This window comes from Paenibacillus terrigena DSM 21567 (assembly GCF_000374845.1).
Lineage (GTDB): Bacteria > Bacillota > Bacilli > Paenibacillales > Paenibacillaceae > Paenibacillus_K > Paenibacillus_K terrigena.
The window spans coordinates 65,949-88,639 of the sequence record NZ_KB895425.1 but is presented as its reverse complement, the minus strand read 5'-3'; the positions used below and the strand labels follow the sequence as shown (position 1 = coordinate 88,639).

The window sequence follows — 22,691 nt, the reverse complement described above, 5'->3', positions numbered from 1 at the left end:
TAACAAGCGATTAGAGGAGTATGGGATGATAGCAAGCCATTCTAGACGTGGAAACTGTCATGATAACGCATGTATAGAGTCTTTCTTTTCACATCTGAAGACAGAAAAGATCTATCTTACTCGCCCCAAAACAGCTGACTCGCTTTACACAGCGATTGAAGAATACATAGAGTTTTACAACCACAACAGATTTCAGAAAAAACTAAATAACCGTCCCCCGGTTGAGTACCGGGAAACGGCCGTTGCATAATCTGACTTTTTTTCACTGTCTACTTGACGGGGGTAAGACCAAAATCGCGGTTTTTTATGTTTATGGCGAACTTGAGCATCACCAGCAAGAATGATTAAATGAATCTGCAAAGAATGAAATATTGTAGGAACCTTTGTCGATACTATTGCTTAAGATTCGCCTATCCCTTATTTTAGGGGAAGGGAACGTTAAAACATATCGAGTAACCATTAAAATCAGGCGTGTTACTAGCGTTGCTAGGCATGAGCTTAAAGAGATGCTTCTTTAGGCTTGTGCCTTTTTGCGTGTTCAAACGTTCTCTAGCTGTAAGAATTTCTCGGGAAGGAGAGATGTGTGAGTGGCATAGCCGTCATATAAGTAATGCAAAATATTAATTCTGAATTGAGAATGTAGTAAACGCTTTATTTAAATTAAATGGTTGCCTGTACTTCCGAATTACTCGTCCAAAACATAGAAGGGGTGAAATAAGGTTGAAAAAATTAATGTTTAAAAAAGCAGTTTCTACAGCCTTAACCTTACTTATATCATTGCAACTGATGAGCTTATTTCCAGATCCGGCTAACGCAGCAACTAGTCAGCCTTCGATATTACCAAAGCCTGTAAGTTACACGATTGGGACGGGCCAATTTCTTCTAACTCAATCCACTTCCATCTATGTAGCAGGTAACAATGTAACGGAAACAGATGAATTATATAAAAATGGACAAATGCTCGCGAATAAGCTGAATAAATCAACCGGATACCAGATCAGCGTCATAAAATCAAACAATCCTGTTGCCGGTAGTATTGTTCTAACGACAATAGGTGGAGATGCTGACCAAGGAAGTGAGGGGTATAAGTTACTCACAACTTCCGATCAAGTTACCCTAACTGCTAATAAACCGGAAGGTGTCTTTAGAGGGATTCAAACCTTATTACAACTATTACCGGCAGATATTGAAAAGAGCACCGTTGTTCCTGGTGTACAATGGGTGATCCCGAGTTCCAATATCAGTGACAAGCCTGCATACGAATATCGTGGACTCATGATGGATGTGGCAAGACACTTTTTTACCGTGGATCAAGTGAAACGTCAGATCGATCTGGCATCGCAGTATAAGATCAACAAGTTGCATATGCATTTGTCTGATGATCAAGGTTGGCGAATTGAAATTAAATCTAGACCTGCTCTTATAGAGATTGGAAGCAAAGGGCAGGTTGGCGGTGGTCCTGGCGGATATTATACGCAGGAGCAGTTCAAAGAAATCGTCAATTATGCTGCTGAACGCTATATTGAAGTCATTCCAGAAATCGATATGCCTGGTCATACGAATGCGGCGCTAGCTTCCTATGGAGAATTAAATCCGGATGGGCAAAAAAAGTCGATGCGTACCGATATTGCTGTAGGGTATAGCACGCTCATGGCTCGCTCTGAGGTAACCTATCAGTTTGTTGATGATGTCATTCGCGAGCTTGCTGCGATATCAACTTCACCTTATATTCATATTGGGGGAGACGAATCTGACGCAACTTCAGCGTCTGATTACGATTATTTTGTTGGCAGAGTGACGACGATTGCTAAAAATTATGGCAAGAAAGCGGTTGGATGGGACCCTTCTGATACTTCAAGCGGAGCAACTAGTGATTCTATTCTACAGGACTGGCATTGCACCGCTTCAGCTGGAACTTCAGCGAAAGCAAAAGGGATGAAGGTCATCGTATCTCCGGCAAATGCTTATCTCGACATGAAGTACTACAGTAATACGCCAATTGGCTTATCTTGGAGAGGATTAGTCAGTACCAACAAAGCTTATGCTTGGAACCCAACGGATTGTATATCGGGAGCCAATATTTATGGCGTTGAAAGTACTCTATGGTCAGAAACGCTTGAGACATCAGATCATTTGGATTACATGCTCTATCCACGATTAATCGCGAATGCTGAAGTCGGCTGGACTGCGCAGAGCAATCGAAATTGGGATGATTTTAAAGGAAGACTGATCGATCACACTTCAAGATTGCAAAATAAAGGCATCAAATATTTCGCCGACCCGATTGTATGGGAGCCTCCGTTCGTCCCTATTCATTCCGAATGGAAGATGGATGAAGGAAAAGGAACCACCTTGGTCGATACATCCGGCTATAAAAATGGAACGTTAGTAGGCGGCGCGACGTGGACAACGGGTAAGTTCGGAAATGGAATCAGCTTCGATGGAAGCTCTGGTTACATCAATTTAGGCGGCGAAGATATAACAGGAAACTGGACGGCAAGCGTGTGGGTCTACGGTCAGCCGAATACGACGGGAAATGAGGCACTTCTAAGCGGCGCGACTTCAGCCATAAAAATCAACCAATATAATAAAACAGGTAAAGTTGGGATTACCGTCTACGGTTCTAAAGATCATATTTACAACTATAGTATCCCTTCCAACCAATGGACTCATCTGACTTTTGTAGGTACCAGCACCGCAACTGCTCTTTATGTAAATGGTGTGCTAAAAGAAACAATCAACGCTAAAGTGAATGGTCCAATGGCGTTAGTAGGTGCAGAAGTATCTGGAGGTTCTAGAACTTCTTATTTCAAAGGCAGCCTTGATGAGTTGAACATATTCAACAGGGCGCTCAGCGCAAGCGAGATTGTTGACTTGGCCAAAGCGACTAGAGATCCGAATGCCGTATTAACGGGTCCTCAGACGGCGAATTCCGGCCAATCCTTCGATCTGACCATGGGATTAAGCGACGTTACCTCGAGTGTATTCCAGCAAGTGTATGGCCAAGATTTGACGCTTAATTATGATCCGGTAAATTTGATTTTCGAATCTGCCCAATCGGTTAGAGACGGATTTCAAATCATCGATCAAAAGGAGGCCGTGTCTGGTAAAGTTCGAATTGTCGCTGCCAGTGTAGGAGTAAATCAAGGCGTGCTTCCTAAAGGCGATTTGGTAAAATTCAAATTTAAGGTTAAGCCGGTAACCCAGGCTACGAATACGTCAGTGTCTGTAGGCAATGTTGTGATTGCTAACGGACAGGGAGATGAACTACAGATAAACGGTGCCTCGCGCCAGATCCAATTAAGTATCCCAGCAGTAGATAAATCATCGCTGAATGCTCTGATCGCAAGCACGCTTGCCAAGTATAATGCTGCAGTGGAAGGAAATGAGGACAAACTGTATGCGATTGGCTCCAAAGCGCAATTGCGTACTTCCCTTGATGCGGCCCAAGCGATAGCGAACGATCCGAATGCTACTCAGCAGCAGGTAGATAGTGCAAAATCCGCATTGGATGAGGCCGTTCGTGTGTTTGAAAGCAAGAAAATATCCGCAGATGTAAATGGAGATGGGAAGGTTTCGATCGGAGACTTGGCTATCATTGCAAGTGCCTATGGTACGGAGCAAGGTCAAGCAAGGTGGAATGAGAAAGCGGATGTGAATCACGACGGTAAAGTGGAATTAATAGACCTTACCATCGTAGCTAAAGCGATCCTGCAATAATACACACTACACAGTGTTGAACCGAAGGTCAGATTGCATAATGATTGTTACGATATGTTGGATTGATCGGTAATGAAACGGGGAGAGCCAATGTTCTCCCCGTTACTATTGCTCGCTAGGAAGCGGGAGACAAGGGAAGGGGAATACATGATGAAGCTTATTGACTTGAGCGTGCCGATTAGTCCGCGCATCCGCGAGCCGCTGCCGGCAAAGATCGAGTATGCGACCCATGAAGACGGGGCGCTGCAAGCGGCGACGGCACTTGGCCTCAAGCAGGAGGATTTTCCGGAAGGTAAGGCATGGGCGACGGAAACGGTGACGCTGAATACGCATGCAGGTACTCATATCGACGCACCGTGGCATTACTGGCCTACTTCGGAAGGCAAACAGGCAAGAACGATTGACGAACTGCCGCTCGAATGGTTTTATTCCGATGGCGTGTTGCTCGATTTCAGCGCGAAGCCGCCGGGGTACGAGATTACGACGATTGACCTGATCGCCGAGCTGAAACGGATCGAGTATACGCTGAAACCGCTCGATATCGTTCTCATCCGGAGCGATGCGGACAAACGGCTGTACCACGAACATTATGCGTTCCTTCATGCCGGGGTATCAGCCGATGCTACGCTGTGGCTTCTGGACCAAGGCGTCAAGGTAGTTGGTACTGACGGCTGGGGCTGGGATATTCCGCTCAACCTACAGGCCGAAGCGTATAAAAAGCAGCCGAGAGATGGCGTTCTGTGGGCAGCGCATTATGTCGGCAAGGACCGGGAATATTGCCAGATCGAAAAGCTGGCCAATTTGGAGAAAATTCCGAAGCCGCATGGCTTCAAAGTCTGCTGCTTCCCGATCAAAGTAGAAATGGCGAGTGCTGGCTGGGCCCGTCCGGTCGCAATTGTGGAGGAATAAGACGGCAAAAATATAGGCGTATCATCGGGTAGTAGCATCTAACTTAACCATCGGTAATCAAGATCGGTTAAGAGAGCTATCCAATAGACTGGAATTTATAGTATGCTAAACCATATGAGAGGAGATGAATTTATGGTCAAACAACTGATCGTCGGCGACGCAATGCATGAACTGGCCACTACGCGCCGCATTCTGGAACGCTTGCCTGAGGAGCATATGTCGTGGAAGCCGCACGAGAAATCGATGAGTCTCGGCGGGCTGGTCACGCACCTGATCAACCTGCTGAACTGGCAAATCGCGATTTTTCAGTACTCGGAGTTCGATCTTTCGACCGTACCGCAGCGGCGGGAGGCTTTGGAAAAACGCGCTGACGTTCTAGAGGAGTTCGACGCGAACGTCGGCAAGTTTGAAAAGTTACTCGCCGAATGCGACGAGAAAACGCTCGGCGAGGAATGGACGCTGCGCCATGGCGACCATATCATTCTCCGCCAGCCGCGGGCGATCGCGCTCCGCACCTTCGGATTAAGCCACATGGTCCACCACCGGGCGCAGCTCGGGGTATACTTGCGGCTTCTCGATATTCCGGTGCCGAGCATGTACGGTCCCTCGGCCGACGAGCAAGCCCAATGAACTAAGTTTCTCGATACGATACACACCAAACAGTCGCAGGACACCGGCATAACCGCCGGTACTCTGCGACTGTTTTTATTCGAGAAGTGGCTTAAATCAAGCCAATACCCATTATTCCAATGACGATCATCATCATCCAAGTGAGATTCTCAGAAATTCCCCACATAAATCCGGTTATCACCGCACCAATGAAGTTACCGATGAATTGAAAGGAAATGAAAATCCCGTTCGCAGTACCCCGGTAGCTGTCCTTCACGATGTTGTTCACATTCGCCGCCACCTGTAAGCACACATAAATAAAGTCGTACCGGCAAGAAGAGAGAGGAAAGATGCCTTGTTAAAATAAAAAAGAATACTTAAGGCAGAAATCAAGGTGGAGGCTATCAACACTTTATATTTTTTGTTCACGCTCTTCTCCGCCCAAGCGACTGCGGCTTTCATAAACAAAACAGCTGCGATAATGGCTGGCACGAAAATTTTCCACATTCCGGTTTTATCTGAGATGTTGCTTAGACAGTGCATGGAAAACAATAACAATGGGTACAATATTTTCAAATCTGTGCGATTGAAATGAGGGGTCTGTATTCACGCCAGTAGACGCAAAACCGAAGCGACAGTTCGTTCATTCCTAGCTGCTTCGCTAAAAGGGGTCTCTCAAGTCATCTTGATCGAAAATGCAATATCAGGACTCATCATTCTTGTGGCGATCGCGATCAACAATATTTGGTTAGGGATCACCACCTTACTCTCAACCATGATTGGAACGTGGATTGGTCTTGCAGGCGGGAAAGACAGAACTGCGGCCGATCAAGGCTTGTTCGGATATAACTCGGCATTAACGGGGTTAGCCCTATCGTTGTTTCTCACTGGGACAACCAAATGGGCTATTGCTCTGGCCGGAGCAGCTATTACTGCGCTGGTTACGGCTGCTGTTATGCATGTTATGAGAAATTCCGAGCTCCCCGTGCTCACGCTTCCTTATATCCTCTTAACGTGGTTCTTTTTGCTCTCAACATTCCTGTTAGGGGGAGTGACCTTAAGTCCAGAGCTAGTGCCGCAGGATCTAACCCACTGGAAATTTAGTACAGAAGGTACAATCGATTGGATCAGCGGGATGATGAATGGCATTGGACAAGTGTATTTTCAAGATCGTCCGTGGTCGGGCATCCTTATTCTCATCGCCGTATTCTGGGCAAGTTGGAAAATGGGGCTATGCGCGGTTTTGGGAACGATTGTTGCATGGATCACGGCTTATGGCTTAGGTGCAGAAGTGAAGATGTTGAATCCTGGTCTCTATGGGTTTAATGCTGTCCTGACGACACTTGCAATCGCGATAGTATTCCATTCCAAGAAGAATATCGCATGGTTGATGGCGATCATCGCCGCCATGGTCACGGTGCCGATCACAGCAGGATTGGGGACTTGGCTCTCCCCGTATGGGGTCCCTGTCCTAACGATGCCATTCGTTCTCGTGACATGGGTGTTTATCGCGGCAAGAAAGATTCTTCCCAAGCTATAAAGGCAAAAATAACAACTTAAAGAACGATGTAAAGGAGAAACAGACGGAATGAAACTCTCTGCTAGAGAACAGGAGAAGTTAATGATTGTCGTGGCCGCCGATCTTGCGAGACGACGGAAGGACCGCGGACTGAAGCTGAATTATCCAGAAGCCGTGGCCTTGATTACATATGAAATTCTGGAAGGTGCACGTGACGGGAAGACTGTGGCAGATTTAATGAAACAAGGCCGAGAAATACTGTCCAGTGATGATGTGATGGAGGGGGTTCCCGACATGATTAACGATATTCAGGTCGAGGCAACATTTCCTGACGGTACGAAGCTAGTCACCGTTCACGACCCTGTTAGTTAGGTATTTAACTTAGACCAGAAAGGAGACAAGCGATGAGACCAGGGGAGTATATTCTTGGCGAGGGCGATATTGTGTGTAACGAAGGCAAGGAAACGCATGTGATCCATGTATTAAATACAGGGGATCGACCGATTCAGGTCGGATCACACTATCATTTTTATGAAGTGAACCGTGCTTTGCAATTTGATCGAAATCAAGCTTTTGGATTGCATCTGAACATCCCGTCCGGGGCGGCAGTTCGCTTTGAACCTGGAGATGGCAAGGAAGTAGAGTTAGTGGCTTTCTCAGGTGAGCGTAAGGTATACGGACTGAATAATAAGACCGAAGGACCTTTGGATAAGGAGGGATCGAGATGAGCTTGCGCTTAACAAGACAACAATATGCGGATTTATTCGGACCGACAACAGGCGATGCCATTCGGCTGGCAGATAGCGAATTATTCATTCAAATTGAGAAGGACTATACGCGATATGGCGATGAATGCAAGTTCGGCGGCGGAAAATCGATTCGTGACGGCATGGGGCAGCATCCACTGGCAACCCGTGCAGATGGAGCGCTGGACGTCGTGATTACGAATGCGGTTATTGTAGATTATACCGGTATCTATAAAGCGGATATTGGCATTGTTGACGGTAAAATTTCCGGTATCGGGAAGAGTGGTAATCCACTTCTGATGGATGGTGTCGACCTGATTATCGGTGCGGGAACCGAAGTGATCTCTGCTGAAGGGCTTATTGTGACTGCGGGAGGCATTGACAGTCATGTTCATGTGATTAATCCCTATCAAGTGGATACAGCCATCTCTGCCGGTCTCACGACGATGATCGGAGGAGGTACAGGTCCGGCGGAAGGATCGAAAGCCACCACATGTACGCCAGGCGCCTGGAACATACATCGCATGTTGGAAGCAGCGGAAGGGCTGCCGATTAATTTCGGTTTCCTGGGCAAAGGGAATGGATCGGCAATAGAACCGCTAGCGGAGCAGGTTCGTGCCGGGGCCATCGGATTGAAAATCCACGAAGACTGGGGGGCTACTGCTTCAGTGATTGACCATTCGCTGCGTGTTGCCGATGAGTATGATGTACAGGTCGCGATTCACACGGATACCTTGAACGAGTTCGGATTTGTTGAAGATACGATTGGAGCAATTAATGGCCGCGTCATTCACACGTACCATACGGAAGGAGCGGGTGGAGGGCATGCGCCAGACATTATTAAGATGGCCGGCTACCCGAATGTCTTGCCTGCTTCCACGAATCCGACGAAGCCATTCACTGTGAATACGATTGATGAGCATCTAGATATGTTAATGGTATGTCATCATCTGAGCCCTAAGGTGCCTGAAGATATTGCATTTGCCGACTCGCGGATTCGTCGTGAGACGATCGCGGCAGAAGATATCCTACATGATCTTGGTGTCATCAGCATCATGAGCTCGGATTCGCAAGCGATGGGTCGGATTGGTGAAGTCATTACCCGTACGTGGCAGACGGCAGATAAGATGAAGAAGCAGCGCGGCAAGCTGACAGGCGACGAAGGGGTTGGCGATAATAACCGCGTCAAGCGATACATTGCTAAATATACGATCAACCCTGCTATTGCACATGGAATTTCTGAATATGTGGGTTCCGTTGAAGTGGGGAAGGTGGCGGATCTCGTTACATGGCACCCGGCTTTCTTTGGCGTGAAGCCCGAAATGATTATTAAGAGCGGTATGGTGGCTCATTCGCTGATGGGGGATGCGAATGCAGCGATCCCGACACCGCAGCCTATACTGTTTCGTTCCATGTTCGGTTCGTTCGGTAAAGCACTGCAGAGTACTTCGATTACATTTGTATCCCAAGCGGCATTTGATCTGGGCGTGCATAAACAATTGGGGCTGCAGAAGCAAATTCTTCCGGTTCGAGGCATTCGCAATCTGAAGAAACAAGATATGAAACATAACGCAGAAACACCCGAAATTGAGGTAGATCCTCAGACGTTCGAGGTGAAGGTAAATGGAGAATTGATCACTTGCGAGCCTGTCGACGTGGTGCCGATGGCGCAGCGGTATTTTTTATTCTGAGAAAGGGGATGTACATATGATTATTGAGGAAATTGTAGCCCGGCTAGAGCAGTTAAGCGCAGAAAACACAGGAAACCGCCATTTGGAGAAAGTATATTTGCCAAGCGATGACCTTGTGAAACGAATTCAGCGGGTCGTTACGGATCATGGTCGAGAGTTAGGTATTTCATTGCGTAAACCGATGGATTTGAGTCATGGTGACGTTCTCTATATGGATGACCATAATATGATCGTGGTGGAGGTTCTCCCTGAGGATATTCTAGTGATCCAGCCGCGCAGTATGCGTGAAATGGGAGATATCGCACATAAGTTGGGAAATCGACATTTGCCAGCGCAGTTCGAAAGCGATCGCATGCTTATTCAGTATGATTACTTGATTGAAGAGATGTTAGTGCAAGCGGATATCCCATACCTTCGCGAGACCATGAAAGTGAGTCAACCGTTCCGTCATATCGGACACAGTCATGGATAATTATTTATTATCGCTGCTGCAGCTTTGCGATTCCAATTTGCCAACGGGGGCCTTTAGCCATTCCTTCGGGCTCGAGACCTATATCCAGAACGAGCAAGTCGTGAGTAAGCAGACCTTTGCCAAATGGTTGCAAGTCTATGTCAGAGAGCAGCTGGTCTATAATGATGGACTGGCGCTCCGACTGTCATATGAAACGCTCGTTCAAGATCAATGGGAGACGCTTTGGAACTTGGATCGCATGATCACGGTGCAGAGCATGGCACGCGAGACGCGGGAAGGTAGTACAAGAATGGGCCAACGAATGATGCAATTGGGAATGGAACTATACTTTATCCCGGCACTTGTAGGTTACCAAGAACGTGTGCAGGCGAAGCAATCCTCTGGTCATCCGGCGATTGTGTTTGCCATCATTGCCCATCATCTGGCGGTTCCGAAATCCACCGCGATTCTGTCTTATCTCTATTCTTGTACGGCAAGCTTGATACAGAATGGCGTACGAGGAATACCGCTCGGCCAGACAGATGGGCAGCGTTTATTTCAAGAGCTTCAATCGCATTTGTTGCAGGCGGTAGAAAAGATCGAAGGTTTAGACGAAGATGACTTCGGCATCACATCGCCCGGCATCGAAATATCACAAATGAAGCATGAGCGGCTGCATATACGGCTGTTTATGTCCTAGAACAAGAACGATACAACGGTAAGGAAGGGATAACAATGCAACCTATTCGGATTGGCGTAGGAGGCCCGGTTGGGGCCGGCAAAACCATGCTCGTGGAGAAATTAACCCGTCATATGCATGAGGATCATAGCATGGCGGTCATTACGAATGACATTTATACCAAGGAAGATGCCAATTTTCTCATCCATCATGGAATTCTTCCCTCAGACCGTATTATTGGCGTGGAGACTGGAGGATGCCCACATACGGCGATCCGAGAAGATGCTTCCATGAATTTTGCTGCGATTGCGGAATTAACGAACCGGCATCCCGATGTGGAAATCATCTTTGTGGAGAGCGGAGGAGATAATCTGGCCGCTACCTTCAGTCCAGAGCTTGTTGATTTCTCCATCTATATCATCGACGTGGCACAGGGCGAGAAAATCCCGCGTAAAGGCGGCCAAGGGATGATTAAATCCGATTTGTTCATCATTAATAAAATTGATCTTGCTCCCTATGTGGGGGCCAGTCTTGATGTAATGGAGTCAGATACAAAAACGTTCCGTGGCAACAAACCGTTTGTGTTTACAAATCTAAAAGAAGATGTCGGTCTGTCAGATGTCGTCCATTGGATTCGAGAAAATGCGCTGCTGTCGGGATTACAATAGATGGAGAATTGGACTGGATTTCTTCGGCTTGCAGTTCGGCACAAGGAAGAGAGAACGATTCCTGCTGAGGTCTATAACCGGGGAGCCTTCAAAGTTACACCTCCCATCTATCTCGATGATCCCAGTCAACCTTGTTTCTACTTGATGAATCCGGGTGGCGGCTATGTCGGCGGGGATCGGTACAAAGCCGAAATTCATGTAGGTGAACGAGCGCAGATGCTGCTCACCACCCAGTCCTCCACCAAAATCTTTAAAACGTTAACATCCCCGGTAACCCAAGACACATCGATTGTTATGGAGAAAGACAGTTATCTGGAGTACATGCCCGACCCCATCATCGCGTACCAGCATGCGCAATATCTACAGAACACCGTGATACGAATGGAACAGGGAGCGTCGCTGATTTACGGCGATATCATCACGCCTGGATGGTCTCCGGATGGAAGCTTGTTCCGGTACAACAGGCTTCAGTTAAAGACGATCGTGTATTACGAGGGCGAACTCGTGGTGCTCGATCATCTTCAGCTTCGTCCAGAAGTGCATGAAGTAGAGGGGTTGGGAATCCTTGAAGGGCACACCCATTTCGGAACGATGACGGTAATAGGGGAGAAGGCAACCTCTGACTTCGTTGAACAAATGAGTGATACTCTTAGCGCTTGTGCAGGTTCTTGTAAAATAGGCTTGTCTGCGTTGATTCTCCCTGGGTTCTCCTTGCGCGTACTTGCCTCTTCGACTCAGAAGATCGAAGCGATTTTTGAAGCGTGTCAGCGGTGTGTGCGGGAGCAGTGGTTCGGGAAGAAACCCATTTCATTTCGGAAGTATTAATAGAAGCCCCCCTTCATAAGGATAAAGATAGAACTTTGAAAAGGGGGGTGCTTTCGTGGGTCTAGGGTTATTATCGGTTCTGGGTGTAGGCTTTCTTCTGGGGATAAAGCATGCGATCGAACCTGACCATGTTATTGCTGTTTCTACGATTGCAAGTCATAGCAAGAAGCTCTGGCGAACATCGCTTGCTGGGGTGTTTTGGGGTATTGGACACACGACTACGTTATTTGTAGTAGGTCTTATTCTGATTTTGACGAAGAATAATATCTCTGAGAAGGTATCCGGATCGTTAGAATTTTTGGTGGGCATCATGCTCGTATATCTCGGGATTAGCAGTTTAATCTCGGTGGGTAGGAGTAAGAAAGCGTATTTGCATCAGCATCAACATCATCATGAAGAACATACCCACTATGTTTCCCAGCCGACTGCATCACACAAAGGGATTTCTTACATCAAGTCGATGGTCATTGGTCTCGTCCATGGGATTGCCGGCAGCGGCGCCATGGTTTTACTTACGATGTCGACGGTACAATCGGTTTGGGATGGAGCTTTATATATTCTGATATTTGGCTTAGGCACGATTGCGGGTATGTTGTTGTTTACAACCATTCTGGGTATTCCGTTTGTCCTGAGTGCAAGCAATAGGCATGTGAACCTGACATTGACGCAAGTCACGGGTGTTGTGAGTACATTATTTGGGTTCTATTACATATATAGTCTGGGGATCACACAAGGGTTATTTGGGTGATTTATGTGAAGATATTTGCAATTTAAGAGGCTGTCCCAAAAGTGATATTATCTCCTTTAAGTAGACACATACAAAGTAAGGTTGTATGGTGTTGACTTAAGGGGGATTTTTTCATGGGAGAAAAACGGAGAACGTACACAAAGGAATACGATTTTGAACTAATATAAGAACCGCTCATGTATAAGAGCGGTTCAATCAATGTACGAGATCATTTAATTAAGCGAAAATTTATTCATACAAGCCGGAAATTCCGTACGTTAAGGAAGTCCGGCTTGTTTTTTTTCATTCAACTTTTTAATCGTATTTCTTATTTGCTTCTTTGCCGGTTATTGAGTCTTCCTTATTACCGGTAAGGTTATTTGTAAGCTTCTGTACTGAAAAACCAATACGGTTATGATCACGCTATGGTTATTAATGATGTCAACGACATGTTGAGAGAAAACGTGTAGTACGCGTTGGTGCTAGGTGGGCCATCCTCTCCTCGTGAGACACAACGAAGGAATGAGAGGGCTACGCCCCAGCGTGGATGGTCAATTGTTGGAAGTATAGATGTTTGTCTATAGCAGCAGAGATATTTATGAATATGCTCTTTATATCTGGAACCTAACAAGAGAAGAGGATGTCAATGACCATTGGAAAAATGAAAAAGCATAAGGAAATGATACGGAACCCTATATTGCGTCCTCATTTGCCTGAAACTCACTGGATGACGGGTTCAAGGACCTTACGAATGCTCCAAACCTATTCATCTGTCTTTATAAAACCCAATCACGGGAGCGGTGGTAACGGAATCATTCGTGTCAAGAAATTGAGAAAGGGATATGAGGTTCGTTGCGGATCAAGTCTGAAGATTGCGGGACCTTCCTCTGTCTTAAAAGCGATTCGCTCGTACCGGAAATCAAAGCATCGGTATTTGGTACAGAAAGGCCTACGATTAGAGAAGTATCATGGAGTAATTTTTGATATCCGAGTATACCTGCAGAAGCCAAAGCACAAATGGGAGATTTCGGGTATGGCCGCCCGTGTTGCCGCTCCTCATAAATTTGTGACCAATTATCATAAAGGGGGCCATGCAAAACCTTTGCAGAAGGTACTCATAAGTCTTTTTCAGAATAACCAATCCAAAGTGGACGCCTGTTATCGCAAAATAGAAGAACTATCCATTGTCATCGCCAAAACGGTTAATAAAAGGCATTCGATTCATGAATTAGGGGTTGATCTTGCCATAGACAAGAAAGGCCGCATATGGATCATTGAAGCTAATTCACATCCGGGCCATATGTTGTTTACTCAACTCTCCGATCACACAATGATAAGAACCATTATGGAAAACAAACGATCCATCGGGATCTGAGCTCCAATTAAGCGGTTGTTGGATGCGATGAGTTCAGCAGGGAATGCCCGGCGTTTCGTTCGTAATGGCTGAGATCAAATTCGAGAAAGGTGGAGTACAGTGGGAACATTAGCAAAAAATAAATATAAGAAATATTTGTTTATGAAAAGGAGTGCCTCCCTAGCACCATACCTGCCGGAAACCAGGAAGATGAGTCGTGAATCCTTGTGGAGCCTTGTGGACAAATATGGGCACGTCATGGTTAAGCCGGTTTGGGGGAGCCGTGGACGGGGTGTCATTCAGGTCTCCGATTTGGGGAATGACAACTACGCCATACATTACGAGAATAAGGAAACGATGAAATGGGGAAGAGAGGATACCTATCATTTTATCAAAATGAAAATCGGGGCTGCCGCTTATATGGTACAAGAGAGAATAACTCGGCCGACCATAAAAAATCGCCCCTTTGATATGAGAGTTATCGTTCAACGGAAAAAATATTCATCCAGATGGGTAGTCACGGGAAGGGTGATCAAGGTTGCGGGCAAAAATTATATTGTTTCCAATAATACACGGAGTAATGGAAAACTGCTTAGGTTTAGAAAGGGGATCAAGCGTTCATCCATTAGTCACTTGTCTGTTACCGCATTAAAATCCCGAATAGATAAGGTTTCACTTCTCTCCGCGAAAAAATTAAAAGTATTGTTCCCTGGACACCGTATTTATGGCCTGGACGTAGCAACAGATCGGCATGGGCGTGTTTTCATTATTGAAGCCAACCTTTATCCGGCAATGTCCCATTTTCTTAAGCTGAAGGCTAGGAAGATGTATCGCCGAATCCTTTCGTATAAAAGAAGTTAGGATATACGCGACCACCTTTTGAACAATGATTTAACCCAGTCTATATTCAACTATTTTTGTATTCAAATGAAAATAACCACAAGCGTCTTCCTGGTGGTGTGTTTGGCTGATTAAAAGAACAAAGACCCCATTCAGTTTGTCCATGTGACAATTGAGAGGGAGTCTTAAGTATCAAAATTCCGAATAAGTGAGCATGCGTGAGAAAACTAAATCGTACCGAGGAAGTTGAAAAACAGAAATAAGCCAACCAAGACTGTATTGTGCCAGTTTTGGTTGGCTTTTTTGGTTTCTTACTTAAACATGACTTGCAGTGCAACTAACTTGATTCATTGGCAGCGCTGGGTACTGCTTCTGGAATACTGCCGGATTGGCTAGATAGAGTCTCTCCGATTGGTCGTAGGTGCCGAAGTCGCGTAACGACAAGGACGATGATAACAAGCATGATTGCGCCGCTGGCTGCCGCAACGGAGTGCATCCCGTTCGTAAAGGCTTCGCGGGCCCCCGTGAGCAGTGCCTTGCCGACTTGTTCGGAGAGATCTCCAGCTATAGCCGTGGCACCAGCCAAGCTGTCGCGGGAAGCTTGAACCGCGGAAGCCGGCAAGTCGGCGGGAATAGAGCTCGCCACCTGGTTGCGATAAACGACCGTGCCGATGCTGCCCAAGACTGCAATACCCAGCGCGAAGGCGAATTCGCCGCTGGTTTGCAGCATGGACGCCGCCGATCCTGCCTTCTCTGGCGGGGCTGATCCGACGACAAGGTCGCTGGACAGGCTCAGTAGCGGGGCTGAACCTATATTGAAGCAGATATACCCGAGCACCAGAAACGTGAGACCTGACTCAACTCCCACCTGGGTTAGCAGAAAACAACCCGCAGTCGATATCACTAGTCCCGTTCCGATAAGACGGGCCGGTCGGATCCGGCGTGCGATTAGCGGTGAGAAAAACATACCGACCATCGAGGCAATTACCCCAGGGAGCATATACAACCCTGCCTGAAGTGGCGACAATCCTTGCACGAATTGGAGGTACTGCGCGATGAAGAGCATGGTCGCTCCTGTCAGTGTAATACCGAACACGCCCCCCAGTGCAGCGCTGAATCCGGGACTCGCGAACAGGCGCAGGTCCAGCAGGGGACTCGTCAGCCTGCGCTGCCGCAACACGAACACCGTGCCTAGGACGACACCCGCTAGTATTAACAGCGCAGGCACCATTTGCAGACCGTACTTGGCGATTTCCTTGAGTCCGTAGATGATCGGCAGGATGGCGCCCAGCGATATCGCAACACTGGTCAAATCCAGCCGACCGGATTCGGGATGCCGGTATTCAGGCAGCAACATGGGTCCGGTTATTAGTAGAAGCAACATGACTGGCACGCCTAGAAGGAACACCGAGCCCCACCAGAAGTGATCTAGCATGATACCTCCAACCACAGGCCCGAGCGCCATGCCGCCCATAGAGCACGTTAACCATATGCCGATGGCAAGGGAGCGCTGCTTATGGTCACGGAACATGTTACTAATCAAGGCTAGAGTAGAAGGCGATACAGTCGCTCCGGCTATACCGAGTATTGCGCGGGCCGCAATGAGCATCTCAGCGCTTCGGGAGAATGCAGCCAAAATCGAGGCTATCATGAATGCGCTCCCGCCGATCAACAGCAGTTTGCGGCGGCCGATCCGATCTCCCAGCGTCCCCATGGTGATCAAGAACCCGGCGAGCATGAATCCGTAGATGTCGATGATCCACAACTGTTGAGCACTATCAGCGCCGAGGTCGGCACCAATGTGCGGCAGTGCGAGAATCATTACCGAGAGATCAATCGAGACAAGAAGGGCGGGTAAGGCCAGTACCGCGAGCCCGATCCATTCACGCATGCCGGCCATCATCTCATTTCCATGCAATGCGTTCTTAATAGCCCTCACCCCGTTTCACTCCGTAGACAAGCCCTACGACTCCAGAACTAAACGTTTTGGTTTCTACAAGTTTAAGATCGATTCTGTCCTTGATATTTTTAAACAGAGGTTTTCCTCCCCCAACAACAATTGGATTGACATTAATCCGATATTCATCAATCAAGCATAGCTGCATAAACGTTTGCGCAATGCTGGGACTGGCGATAACCACAATGTTTTTGCCGGGTTGTTGTTTCATTTTTTCTATTTCTTCCGGAATATGTTCTTTCACCAGTCTGGAATTGTTCCAGTCCACCTTTTCCAGAGTCTTGGAGAATACGATTTTCTCTGTCTTCTCGATCCAGACAGCATGTTCGGCATGGTACTTCGATTTTGACCAGACGGGATGCACGGGTACAGTCGGCCAGAAGCTTTCCATCATTTGATAAGTCACACGTCCAAATAAAACGGTGTCTACGGTGTTAAGCAAGTCGGTGACATAGTTCTGTTCTTCCTCTGTATGGATAATCCAATCGATTTCACCGTTGGGTTCTGTTACGAAGCCATCAAGCGATACATGCATGAGTAAAATGATTTTTCTCATTGCTATAGTCTCCTTTAATTTACATGGAGAAAAAATCAGTCAAAACGGGAGCGAGGTAATCCGGAGCCACGTTATGATCCTGACCTTCCAGAACGTGGCACTTAGCACTGGGGAGTCTGTCCACGAGCGCTTTTACCGCATTTTGCTGGTACTCAGGACTTGTTCCTCCACCCACCACGAGCGTAGGGATCGAGACGGAAGACCACCGCTCGGCTGGCAATGGGTTGCCCGACATGGTGTCACCCATGATGGTGCCATCATAGACCAATGTGTGCGCTACATCTTCCATCGCCGGCCAGAATGGCGCGCTTCGCATCGGAGCGACGAAATCGGCAGGAACGCCTGCTGCCTTCGTCAAGAAATACTCGACTGCGTCGCCTCTGCGGCCCGACGTTGTCAGCTCTTTGAGCTGCTTTAAGTAACCCTTCGGCAGCGGAGGACGTGTATTGTCAACGACGAACGGTGGCTCGTACAATACCAGCTTCGCGATAGCAAGCTTGCGAGCCGCTTCGAGGGCAAGGACTCCACCGGAAGACATGCCGAATACGAATGCCGATCCGCCAGCCTCGTTGATGAGAGCTTCGATATCTTCGACTTCGCGCTCAATCGCGTACGGCGATGTGTCGCCGCTATCCCCTCGACCCCGACGATCGTAGTTGATCACGGTATAGTGGGGTGACAGAAGTGAAGCAAGTTGCGACATCATCGGATCCGAACGAGTTTGAAATGCAGCGCATACCAGGATGATCGCCGGTCCATTCCCGGATTTATCAAACGCAATGGCGGTTCCGTCTTTTGAAATTACTTTTTTCATTGATTTTTCCTCCTGTAATTTGGGAATTAAGTCCAATCAGTGACTCTTAACGTACGATTTTTTCCGTTTCGTGAGGTGACCCCTTCATTCGTTCTGCAGCTCCAAGCCCAGCTTATCTAACATAAATTTTGTGCCGTGCTCGCGTTGTTCTGGTTTATCGTGACCATCGAAGAAAGCTCCTTGTTCGGTGTAGATGAGTTGAGTGCCGTTGCCCAATTGCTTTATTTCTACCGTTGTCACGGAGACTGACATCCGAGTTTCTCCTTGATCTAAGGTGTAAGTATAAACGATGCGACTGTCTTGAACGATCTCTTGATAGCAAGCGTCGAAAGTGTAAATCAGACCGTTCGGCGGGCCGCCGCGGTTGATTTCTCGACCACCAACCCGGAAGTCGAACTCGTCGGCTTTCGGGTACCACCGGGCTTTGGCCGACGGGTCCGACCAGGCGGAGAATACCCGCTCGGGCGATGCATTATAATTTCTCTCGATAACAAAGGTAGAGTACTCTACAGATCGTTCATTCATGGTTTATTTTGTCCTCCCTTGGGAAGCGTCATCTGGATGCCCGCCAAGATAATCGCCAAGTCGGTCGAGATGGGATTCCCAGCTCGCTTCCTGCACGGCAAAATATTGATGAGGGCTCTTCCTCATGGCGCTCAATATTTTAGTGAATTCTTGAACAGTCAACGGTTCTTTTCTCTGCATTAGGCTTGTTACATGCTCTAATTCCTGTAAAAGTTTTTGTTGTAAGCTTATACTTTCCTTTAGACGCTCAATTTGAAGAGAAACAATGTCGAACAGTGTGAAATGATTGCCAGCAATAACGGATTTGACCTGATCCAACGACAAGCCAAGCTCCTTCAATGACAGAATTTGCTGTAGGCGTGCAATATCGGATTCGGTATAGATCCTGTGTCCGGATTCGGTATGACCGGATGGCGAGAACAAACCGATCTGGTCGTAGTATCGCAATGTTCGAACCGTTAATCCCGCTAATTTCGCAAGTTCTCCAACTTTCCACTCCCGTTTCATGATCAGCCCCTTTTTTCGCGCGAGGTTTTTACCGGTATCCAAATCATAAGACATTCCGTTACGTAAGTTTCAAGTGCAAAATAAATTTTTTTTATATTTATGTATGAAAATAGGGGGTTTTTCTTTAGGGACTTGGAGCCTAATGGCCCAATAACCGGATATGGTGTAAGTGTCAAACCTAGCATCGGTTCATGATTGATCAATGACATTCGTTTGATTCCGGAGTTACAAATCAGAACCTTACATCGTTATATGTGCAAAACGTAAAGGGAGTTGAGGCAAGATGAATTGATGATGGGTGTCTTCGGCATCGGCCTGGGGCAAAACCGTGGGTTGCTGCGGGCATGTAAATAGAGATTTGATATTATCATAACGAAATTCAGGATTACTTAACAAAAAGGGAGGGATGGTTTATGACAAAATGCAGTACACATGGAGCCGAGATTTGACTGCAATACGCTAAACAAAGTGAATGTCACAAAGTTTAAAGTGTTCACTGATGTCAGCCAATCTCGCATGGTTGGTCGCTTCCTTCTCGGTGGTTTGCGTAAAGCAGTGATGATCGGAGAAGAAGTGGTCATCGAAATAGGGCATGTCAACGGACAACCAGCCATTCAGCGCAATCCATTCCATTCCGTGATCCTATTACATATCGATGAAGGGAAGATCCACAAGCTTTATATCGTTCGGAACCCCGACAAGCTGGGGCATATCTAATACTTTCACAATAGGTAAAAAAATGAATTTGAAAAGTTATGCAGTGACAGAGTTCGGCTCGAACCATGGTTTTTGATGTGACGAATGATAGTGGGAAATCAAAAAAGAACCTGGATAGCTTTATCAGGTTCTTTCATATTGCATATAATCAGATCACGATTGATTATAGTTATGCGGTCATAAATAGCGCACCTTACACTTTAAGTGTACCATGCCGGTAAATTCTTGTCAAATGTTTTTTCTCATTTTAATGGATAGGGGAGATGTAGGATGAGTTCTTTGGTTCTCGGTTTTCAGGAAATGGAGAAAACACAGCTTTGGCTCGTTGGCGGAAAAGGGTTAAATTTAGGGGAATTATCAAAAATGGAAGGCATACAAGTACCAGAAGGATTTTGTATTACAACAGTGGGCTATCAAAAAGCCATCGAACACAACGAAACGTATCACGCTTTGCTCAATCGTCTAACTAAGTTAAAAGTAGAAGATCGAGATCAAATTGGTGATATCAGCAGGGAGATTCGGCAAATCCTTATGGAAGTCGAAATTCCTTCCGAGGTTGTGAAATCAGTGACTCATTATCTCTCCCAGTTTGGCGAGGATCATGCTTATGCCGTGCGTTCTAGTGCGACTGCTGAAGATCTACCACATGCCTCTTTTGCTGGTCAACAAGACACCTATTTAAATATCATTGGCGTCGATGCCATATTGCAGCATATCAGCAAATGTTGGGCTTCCCTATTTACGGATCGCGCAATCATCTACCGTATGCAAAATGGATTCGATCACAGTCAAGTGTATTTATCCGTTATCGTTCAAAGGATGGTTTTCCCACTGGCTTCAGGGATTTTATTTACCGCTGATCCAATTACTTCTAACCGAAAGCTGCTATCCATCGATGCCAGTTTTGGACTTGGAGAAGCACTGGTCTCTGGTTTGGTATCTGCCGATTGTTATAAAGTACAGGAAGGGGAAATCGTCGATAAGAGGATAGCAACCAAAAAATTGGCTATCTATGGACGGACAGAAGGCGGAACAGAGACACAGCAGATCGATCCGGATCAGCAAAATACTCAAACACTTACTGAGCAACAAATTTTACAACTGACACGCATCGGAAGACAGATCGAAGCTTATTTTGGTAGTCCCCAGGACATCGAATGGTGTTTGGTTGACGATACCTTCTATATAGTCCAGAGTCGGCCAATCACGACCTTATACCCGATCCCTGAAGCGAATGATCAAGAAAATCACGTTTACGTATCTGTGGGACATCAACAAATGATGACCGATGCCATGAAGCCATTGGGATTGTCTTTTTTCCTGTTAACAACTCCTGCGCCCATGCGTAAGGCTGGTGGAAGGTTGTTTGTTGATATTGCACCTAGGCTGGCTACACCTGTCGGCCGGGAAACTTTATTAAATACCGTGGGATCCGACCCGCTCATAAAAGGCGCACTCATGACCATAATAGAGCGAGATTTTATAAAATTGTTACCAAATGATCAAACAGCACCGATTCCGGGCAGAAGTAATACAGATATGTTGGCTCAATTCGAGAACGATCCGACTATCGTTTCTGATTTGATTAAGCGTAGTCAAACATCGATAGAAGAATTAAAGCAAAACATCCAAATGAAATCAGGAGCAGATTTATTTGATTTTATTCTGGAAGATCTCCAGGAATTAAAGAAGATCTTATTTGACCCACAAAGTTCAAAGGTTTTTATGACTGCTATGAATGCTTCGTCATGGATCAATGAAAAAATGTACGAGTGGTTAGGTGAAAAAAACGCAGCAGATACGCTTTCTCAATCTGTACCCAACAACATTACTTCGGAAATGGGTCTTGCGCTACTCAATGTCGCAGATGTGATTCGTCCTTATCCGGAAGTCATTGATTATTTACAACATATCAAAGATGATAATTTTTTGGATGAACTGGTTAAGTTTGATGGTGGACAGGAAACGCAAGACGCTATCTATGCTTATCTGGGCAAATACGGAATGCGATGTGCCGGTGAAATCGATATTTCGAGAACTCGTTGGAGTGAAAAACCAATTACACTTATCCCCATGATTCTTAGTAATATCAAAAACCATGAGCCTAATGCTAGCCATCGGAAATTTGAGCAAGGGCGACAGGAAGCTTTGAAAAAAGAACAAGGGTTATTAGATCGATTGAAGCAACTACCGGATGGTGAACAAAAAGCCAAAGATACAAAACGAATGATCGATCTCATCCGGAATTTCATCGGTTATCGGGAATATCCCAAATACGGTATGGTTAATCGCTACTTTGTGTATAAGCAGGCATTATTGAAAGAAGCCGAACAACTCGTTCAAGCGGGCGTTATTCATGAGAAAGAAGATATATACGATCTCACTTTTGAAGAACTTCACGAAGTCGTACGCACCAATAAACTAGATTACCAGATCATCAACAACCGAAAAGACGAGTACAGATTATTTGAAAAACTAACTCCACCACGTGTTATCACGTCTGATGGAGAAATCATTGCAGGTAAGTACAAACGTGAAAATCTCCCAGCCGAAGCGATGGTAGGTCTACCTGTTTCTACCGGAGTTATAGAGGGACGAGCACGTGTCATCTTAAACATGGAAGATGCTGATCTGGAAGATGGAGATATATTAGTCACCGCCTTTACGGACCCTGGCTGGACATCATTGTTTGTATCCATTAAAGGCCTGGTCACCGAAGTTGGTGGACTGATGACCCATGGAGCCGTTATCGCGCGTGAATATGGCTTGCCAGCAGTTGTCGGAGTGGAGAATGCTACTAATCTGATAAAAGACGGACAACGAATTCGCGTGCATGGAACAGAAGGGTACATTGAAATATTGGAATAGATGATAACG

At 46.4% G+C, this 22,691-nt stretch carries 24 protein-coding genes; 17 read left to right on the top strand and 7 right to left on the bottom strand.

The genetic code is table 11. The features are described from left to right. The 4 genes from C558_RS33415 to C558_RS0125975 all read left to right on the top strand — a co-directional run. A partial coding sequence (locus tag C558_RS33415) for an IS3 family transposase (protein WP_018759227.1) occupies nucleotides 1-250 on the top strand: 250 nt, incomplete at its 5' end. 482 nt (nucleotides 251-732) lie between these two features. Beyond that, on the top strand, nucleotides 733-3,720 hold the full coding sequence (locus tag C558_RS33410) for a family 20 glycosylhydrolase (RefSeq protein ID WP_156826270.1): 2,988 nt from the start codon (nucleotides 733-735) through the stop codon (nucleotides 3,718-3,720). A 150-nt stretch (nucleotides 3,721-3,870) separates the two neighbouring features. Beyond that, on the top strand, nucleotides 3,871-4,629 hold the full coding sequence (locus tag C558_RS0125980) for a cyclase family protein (protein WP_018759225.1): 759 nt from the start codon (nucleotides 3,871-3,873) through the stop codon (nucleotides 4,627-4,629). A 132-nt stretch (nucleotides 4,630-4,761) separates the two neighbouring features. Further along, nucleotides 4,762-5,259, top strand: a complete 498-nt coding sequence (locus C558_RS0125975) for a DinB family protein (protein ID WP_018759224.1) — start codon at nucleotides 4,762-4,764, stop codon at nucleotides 5,257-5,259. 91 nt (nucleotides 5,260-5,350) lie between these two features. Here C558_RS0125975 and C558_RS34010 read toward each other — a convergent pair whose 3' ends face one another. Further along, nucleotides 5,351-5,527, bottom strand: coding sequence for a hypothetical protein (locus tag C558_RS34010; protein WP_156826269.1), 177 nt, complete (start codon nucleotides 5,525-5,527; stop codon nucleotides 5,351-5,353). Beyond that, on the bottom strand, nucleotides 5,524-5,730 hold the full coding sequence (locus tag C558_RS0125965; RefSeq protein WP_156826268.1) for a hypothetical protein: 207 nt from the start codon (nucleotides 5,728-5,730) through the stop codon (nucleotides 5,524-5,526). The genes C558_RS34010 and C558_RS0125965 overlap by 4 nt, the downstream gene beginning before the upstream one ends. A gap of 112 nt (nucleotides 5,731-5,842) precedes the next feature. Between C558_RS0125965 and C558_RS0125960 the strand changes: the two genes are divergently transcribed. From C558_RS0125960 to C558_RS0125910, 11 genes are all read left to right on the top strand, one after another. Next, entirely contained in the window at nucleotides 5,843-6,778 is a 936-nt protein-coding gene (locus C558_RS0125960; protein ID WP_083927277.1) for an urea transporter, read from the top strand. A 48-nt stretch (nucleotides 6,779-6,826) separates the two neighbouring features. Further along, entirely contained in the window at nucleotides 6,827-7,129 is a 303-nt protein-coding gene (locus C558_RS0125955; RefSeq protein ID WP_018759222.1) for an urease subunit gamma, read from the top strand. A gap of 32 nt (nucleotides 7,130-7,161) precedes the next feature. After that, on the top strand, nucleotides 7,162-7,485 hold the full coding sequence (locus C558_RS0125950) for an urease subunit beta (protein ID WP_018759221.1): 324 nt from the start codon (nucleotides 7,162-7,164) through the stop codon (nucleotides 7,483-7,485). Next, the gene (ureC, locus tag C558_RS0125945; protein ID WP_018759220.1) at nucleotides 7,482-9,194 is read left to right on the top strand and encodes an urease subunit alpha; all 1,713 of its coding nucleotides are present in this window, start codon (nucleotides 7,482-7,484) and stop codon (nucleotides 9,192-9,194) included. Before C558_RS0125950 ends, ureC begins: the two co-directional genes overlap by 4 nt. A 16-nt stretch (nucleotides 9,195-9,210) precedes the next feature. Beyond that, nucleotides 9,211-9,666 carry an urease accessory protein UreE gene (ureE, locus tag C558_RS0125940; RefSeq protein WP_018759219.1) on the top strand — a complete coding sequence of 152 codons (456 nt, stop codon included), beginning with the start codon at nucleotides 9,211-9,213 and terminating at the stop codon, nucleotides 9,664-9,666. Beyond that, the gene (locus C558_RS0125935; protein WP_018759218.1) at nucleotides 9,659-10,345 is read left to right on the top strand and encodes an urease accessory protein UreF; all 687 of its coding nucleotides are present in this window, start codon (nucleotides 9,659-9,661) and stop codon (nucleotides 10,343-10,345) included. Before ureE ends, C558_RS0125935 begins: the two co-directional genes overlap by 8 nt. Before the next feature lie 35 nt (nucleotides 10,346-10,380). Next, complete coding sequence (ureG, locus tag C558_RS0125930; protein WP_018759217.1) at nucleotides 10,381-10,992, top strand: urease accessory protein UreG; 612 nt, start codon at nucleotides 10,381-10,383, stop codon at nucleotides 10,990-10,992. Continuing rightward, nucleotides 10,993-11,817 (top strand): urease accessory protein UreD, encoded by an 825-nt coding sequence (locus tag C558_RS0125925; RefSeq protein WP_018759216.1) that lies wholly within the window; start codon nucleotides 10,993-10,995, stop codon nucleotides 11,815-11,817. 55 nt (nucleotides 11,818-11,872) lie between these two features. Next, nucleotides 11,873-12,565, top strand: coding sequence for a HoxN/HupN/NixA family nickel/cobalt transporter (locus C558_RS0125920; RefSeq protein WP_018759215.1), 693 nt, complete (start codon nucleotides 11,873-11,875; stop codon nucleotides 12,563-12,565). Between the two features lie 625 nt (nucleotides 12,566-13,190). After that, entirely contained in the window at nucleotides 13,191-13,919 is a 729-nt protein-coding gene (locus C558_RS0125915; protein WP_018759214.1) for a YheC/YheD family protein, read from the top strand. Nucleotides 13,920-14,018: 99 nt separating this feature from the next. After that, nucleotides 14,019-14,759, top strand: a complete 741-nt coding sequence (locus C558_RS0125910; protein WP_018759213.1) for a YheC/YheD family protein — start codon at nucleotides 14,019-14,021, stop codon at nucleotides 14,757-14,759. 316 nt (nucleotides 14,760-15,075) lie between these two features. Here C558_RS0125910 and C558_RS0125905 read toward each other — a convergent pair whose 3' ends face one another. From C558_RS0125905 to C558_RS0125885, 5 genes are all read right to left on the bottom strand, one after another. Beyond that, nucleotides 15,076-16,560: an MFS transporter gene (locus tag C558_RS0125905; protein ID WP_245583879.1), complete on the bottom strand. Its 1,485-nt coding sequence runs from the start codon at nucleotides 16,558-16,560 to the stop codon at nucleotides 15,076-15,078. Nucleotides 16,561-16,663: 103 nt separating this feature from the next. Next, on the bottom strand, nucleotides 16,664-17,251 hold the full coding sequence (locus C558_RS0125900; RefSeq protein ID WP_018759211.1) for a dihydrofolate reductase family protein: 588 nt from the start codon (nucleotides 17,249-17,251) through the stop codon (nucleotides 16,664-16,666). A gap of 19 nt (nucleotides 17,252-17,270) precedes the next feature. Beyond that, nucleotides 17,271-18,065, bottom strand: a complete 795-nt coding sequence (locus tag C558_RS0125895) for an alpha/beta fold hydrolase (protein ID WP_018759210.1) — start codon at nucleotides 18,063-18,065, stop codon at nucleotides 17,271-17,273. Between the two features lie 84 nt (nucleotides 18,066-18,149). Beyond that, on the bottom strand, nucleotides 18,150-18,590 hold the full coding sequence (locus C558_RS0125890; protein ID WP_018759209.1) for an SRPBCC family protein: 441 nt from the start codon (nucleotides 18,588-18,590) through the stop codon (nucleotides 18,150-18,152). A gap of 3 nt (nucleotides 18,591-18,593) precedes the next feature. After that, the gene (locus C558_RS0125885; protein ID WP_018759208.1) at nucleotides 18,594-19,097 is read right to left on the bottom strand and encodes a MerR family transcriptional regulator; all 504 of its coding nucleotides are present in this window, start codon (nucleotides 19,095-19,097) and stop codon (nucleotides 18,594-18,596) included. A 432-nt stretch (nucleotides 19,098-19,529) separates the two neighbouring features. Between C558_RS0125885 and C558_RS0125880 the strand changes: the two genes are divergently transcribed. Both C558_RS0125880 and ppsA read left to right on the top strand, forming a co-directional pair. Continuing rightward, nucleotides 19,530-19,814: a sigma-70 family RNA polymerase sigma factor family protein gene (locus C558_RS0125880; protein WP_018759207.1), complete on the top strand. Its 285-nt coding sequence runs from the start codon at nucleotides 19,530-19,532 to the stop codon at nucleotides 19,812-19,814. Nucleotides 19,815-20,084: 270 nt separating this feature from the next. Next, nucleotides 20,085-22,682 carry a phosphoenolpyruvate synthase gene (gene ppsA / locus C558_RS0125875; protein WP_018759206.1) on the top strand — a complete coding sequence of 866 codons (2,598 nt, stop codon included), beginning with the start codon at nucleotides 20,085-20,087 and terminating at the stop codon, nucleotides 22,680-22,682. The last annotated feature ends 9 nt before the right edge of the window (nucleotides 22,683-22,691 follow it).

Coding starts and splice junctions, on each gene's coding strand:
- C558_RS0125975 (WP_018759224.1), top strand. CDS start 4,762: ATGGTCAAACAACTGATCGTCGGCGACGCAATGCATGAACTGGCCACT.
- C558_RS0125880 (WP_018759207.1), top strand. CDS start 19,530: ATGGAGCCGAGATTTGACTGCAATACGCTAAACAAAGTGAATGTCACA.
- C558_RS0125955 (WP_018759222.1), top strand. CDS start 6,827: ATGAAACTCTCTGCTAGAGAACAGGAGAAGTTAATGATTGTCGTGGCC.
- C558_RS0125885 (WP_018759208.1), bottom strand. CDS start 19,097: ATGAAACGGGAGTGGAAAGTTGGAGAACTTGCGAAATTAGCGGGATTA.
- ureC (WP_018759220.1), top strand. CDS start 7,482: ATGAGCTTGCGCTTAACAAGACAACAATATGCGGATTTATTCGGACCG.
- C558_RS0125900 (WP_018759211.1), bottom strand. CDS start 17,251: ATGAGAAAAATCATTTTACTCATGCATGTATCGCTTGATGGCTTCGTA.
- ppsA (WP_018759206.1), top strand. CDS start 20,085: ATGAGTTCTTTGGTTCTCGGTTTTCAGGAAATGGAGAAAACACAGCTT.
- C558_RS0125890 (WP_018759209.1), bottom strand. CDS start 18,590: ATGAATGAACGATCTGTAGAGTACTCTACCTTTGTTATCGAGAGAAAT.
- C558_RS0125950 (WP_018759221.1), top strand. CDS start 7,162: ATGAGACCAGGGGAGTATATTCTTGGCGAGGGCGATATTGTGTGTAAC.
- C558_RS0125915 (WP_018759214.1), top strand. CDS start 13,191: ATGACCATTGGAAAAATGAAAAAGCATAAGGAAATGATACGGAACCCT.
- C558_RS0125980 (WP_018759225.1), top strand. CDS start 3,871: ATGAAGCTTATTGACTTGAGCGTGCCGATTAGTCCGCGCATCCGCGAG.
- C558_RS0125925 (WP_018759216.1), top strand. CDS start 10,993: ATGGAGAATTGGACTGGATTTCTTCGGCTTGCAGTTCGGCACAAGGAA.
- ureG (WP_018759217.1), top strand. CDS start 10,381: ATGCAACCTATTCGGATTGGCGTAGGAGGCCCGGTTGGGGCCGGCAAA.
- C558_RS0125905 (WP_245583879.1), bottom strand. CDS start 16,560: ATGATTCTCGCACTGCCGCACATTGGTGCCGACCTCGGCGCTGATAGT.
- ureE (WP_018759219.1), top strand. CDS start 9,211: ATGATTATTGAGGAAATTGTAGCCCGGCTAGAGCAGTTAAGCGCAGAA.
- C558_RS0125935 (WP_018759218.1), top strand. CDS start 9,659: ATGGATAATTATTTATTATCGCTGCTGCAGCTTTGCGATTCCAATTTG.
- C558_RS0125895 (WP_018759210.1), bottom strand. CDS start 18,065: ATGAAAAAAGTAATTTCAAAAGACGGAACCGCCATTGCGTTTGATAAA.
- C558_RS33410 (WP_156826270.1), top strand. CDS start 733: ATGTTTAAAAAAGCAGTTTCTACAGCCTTAACCTTACTTATATCATTG.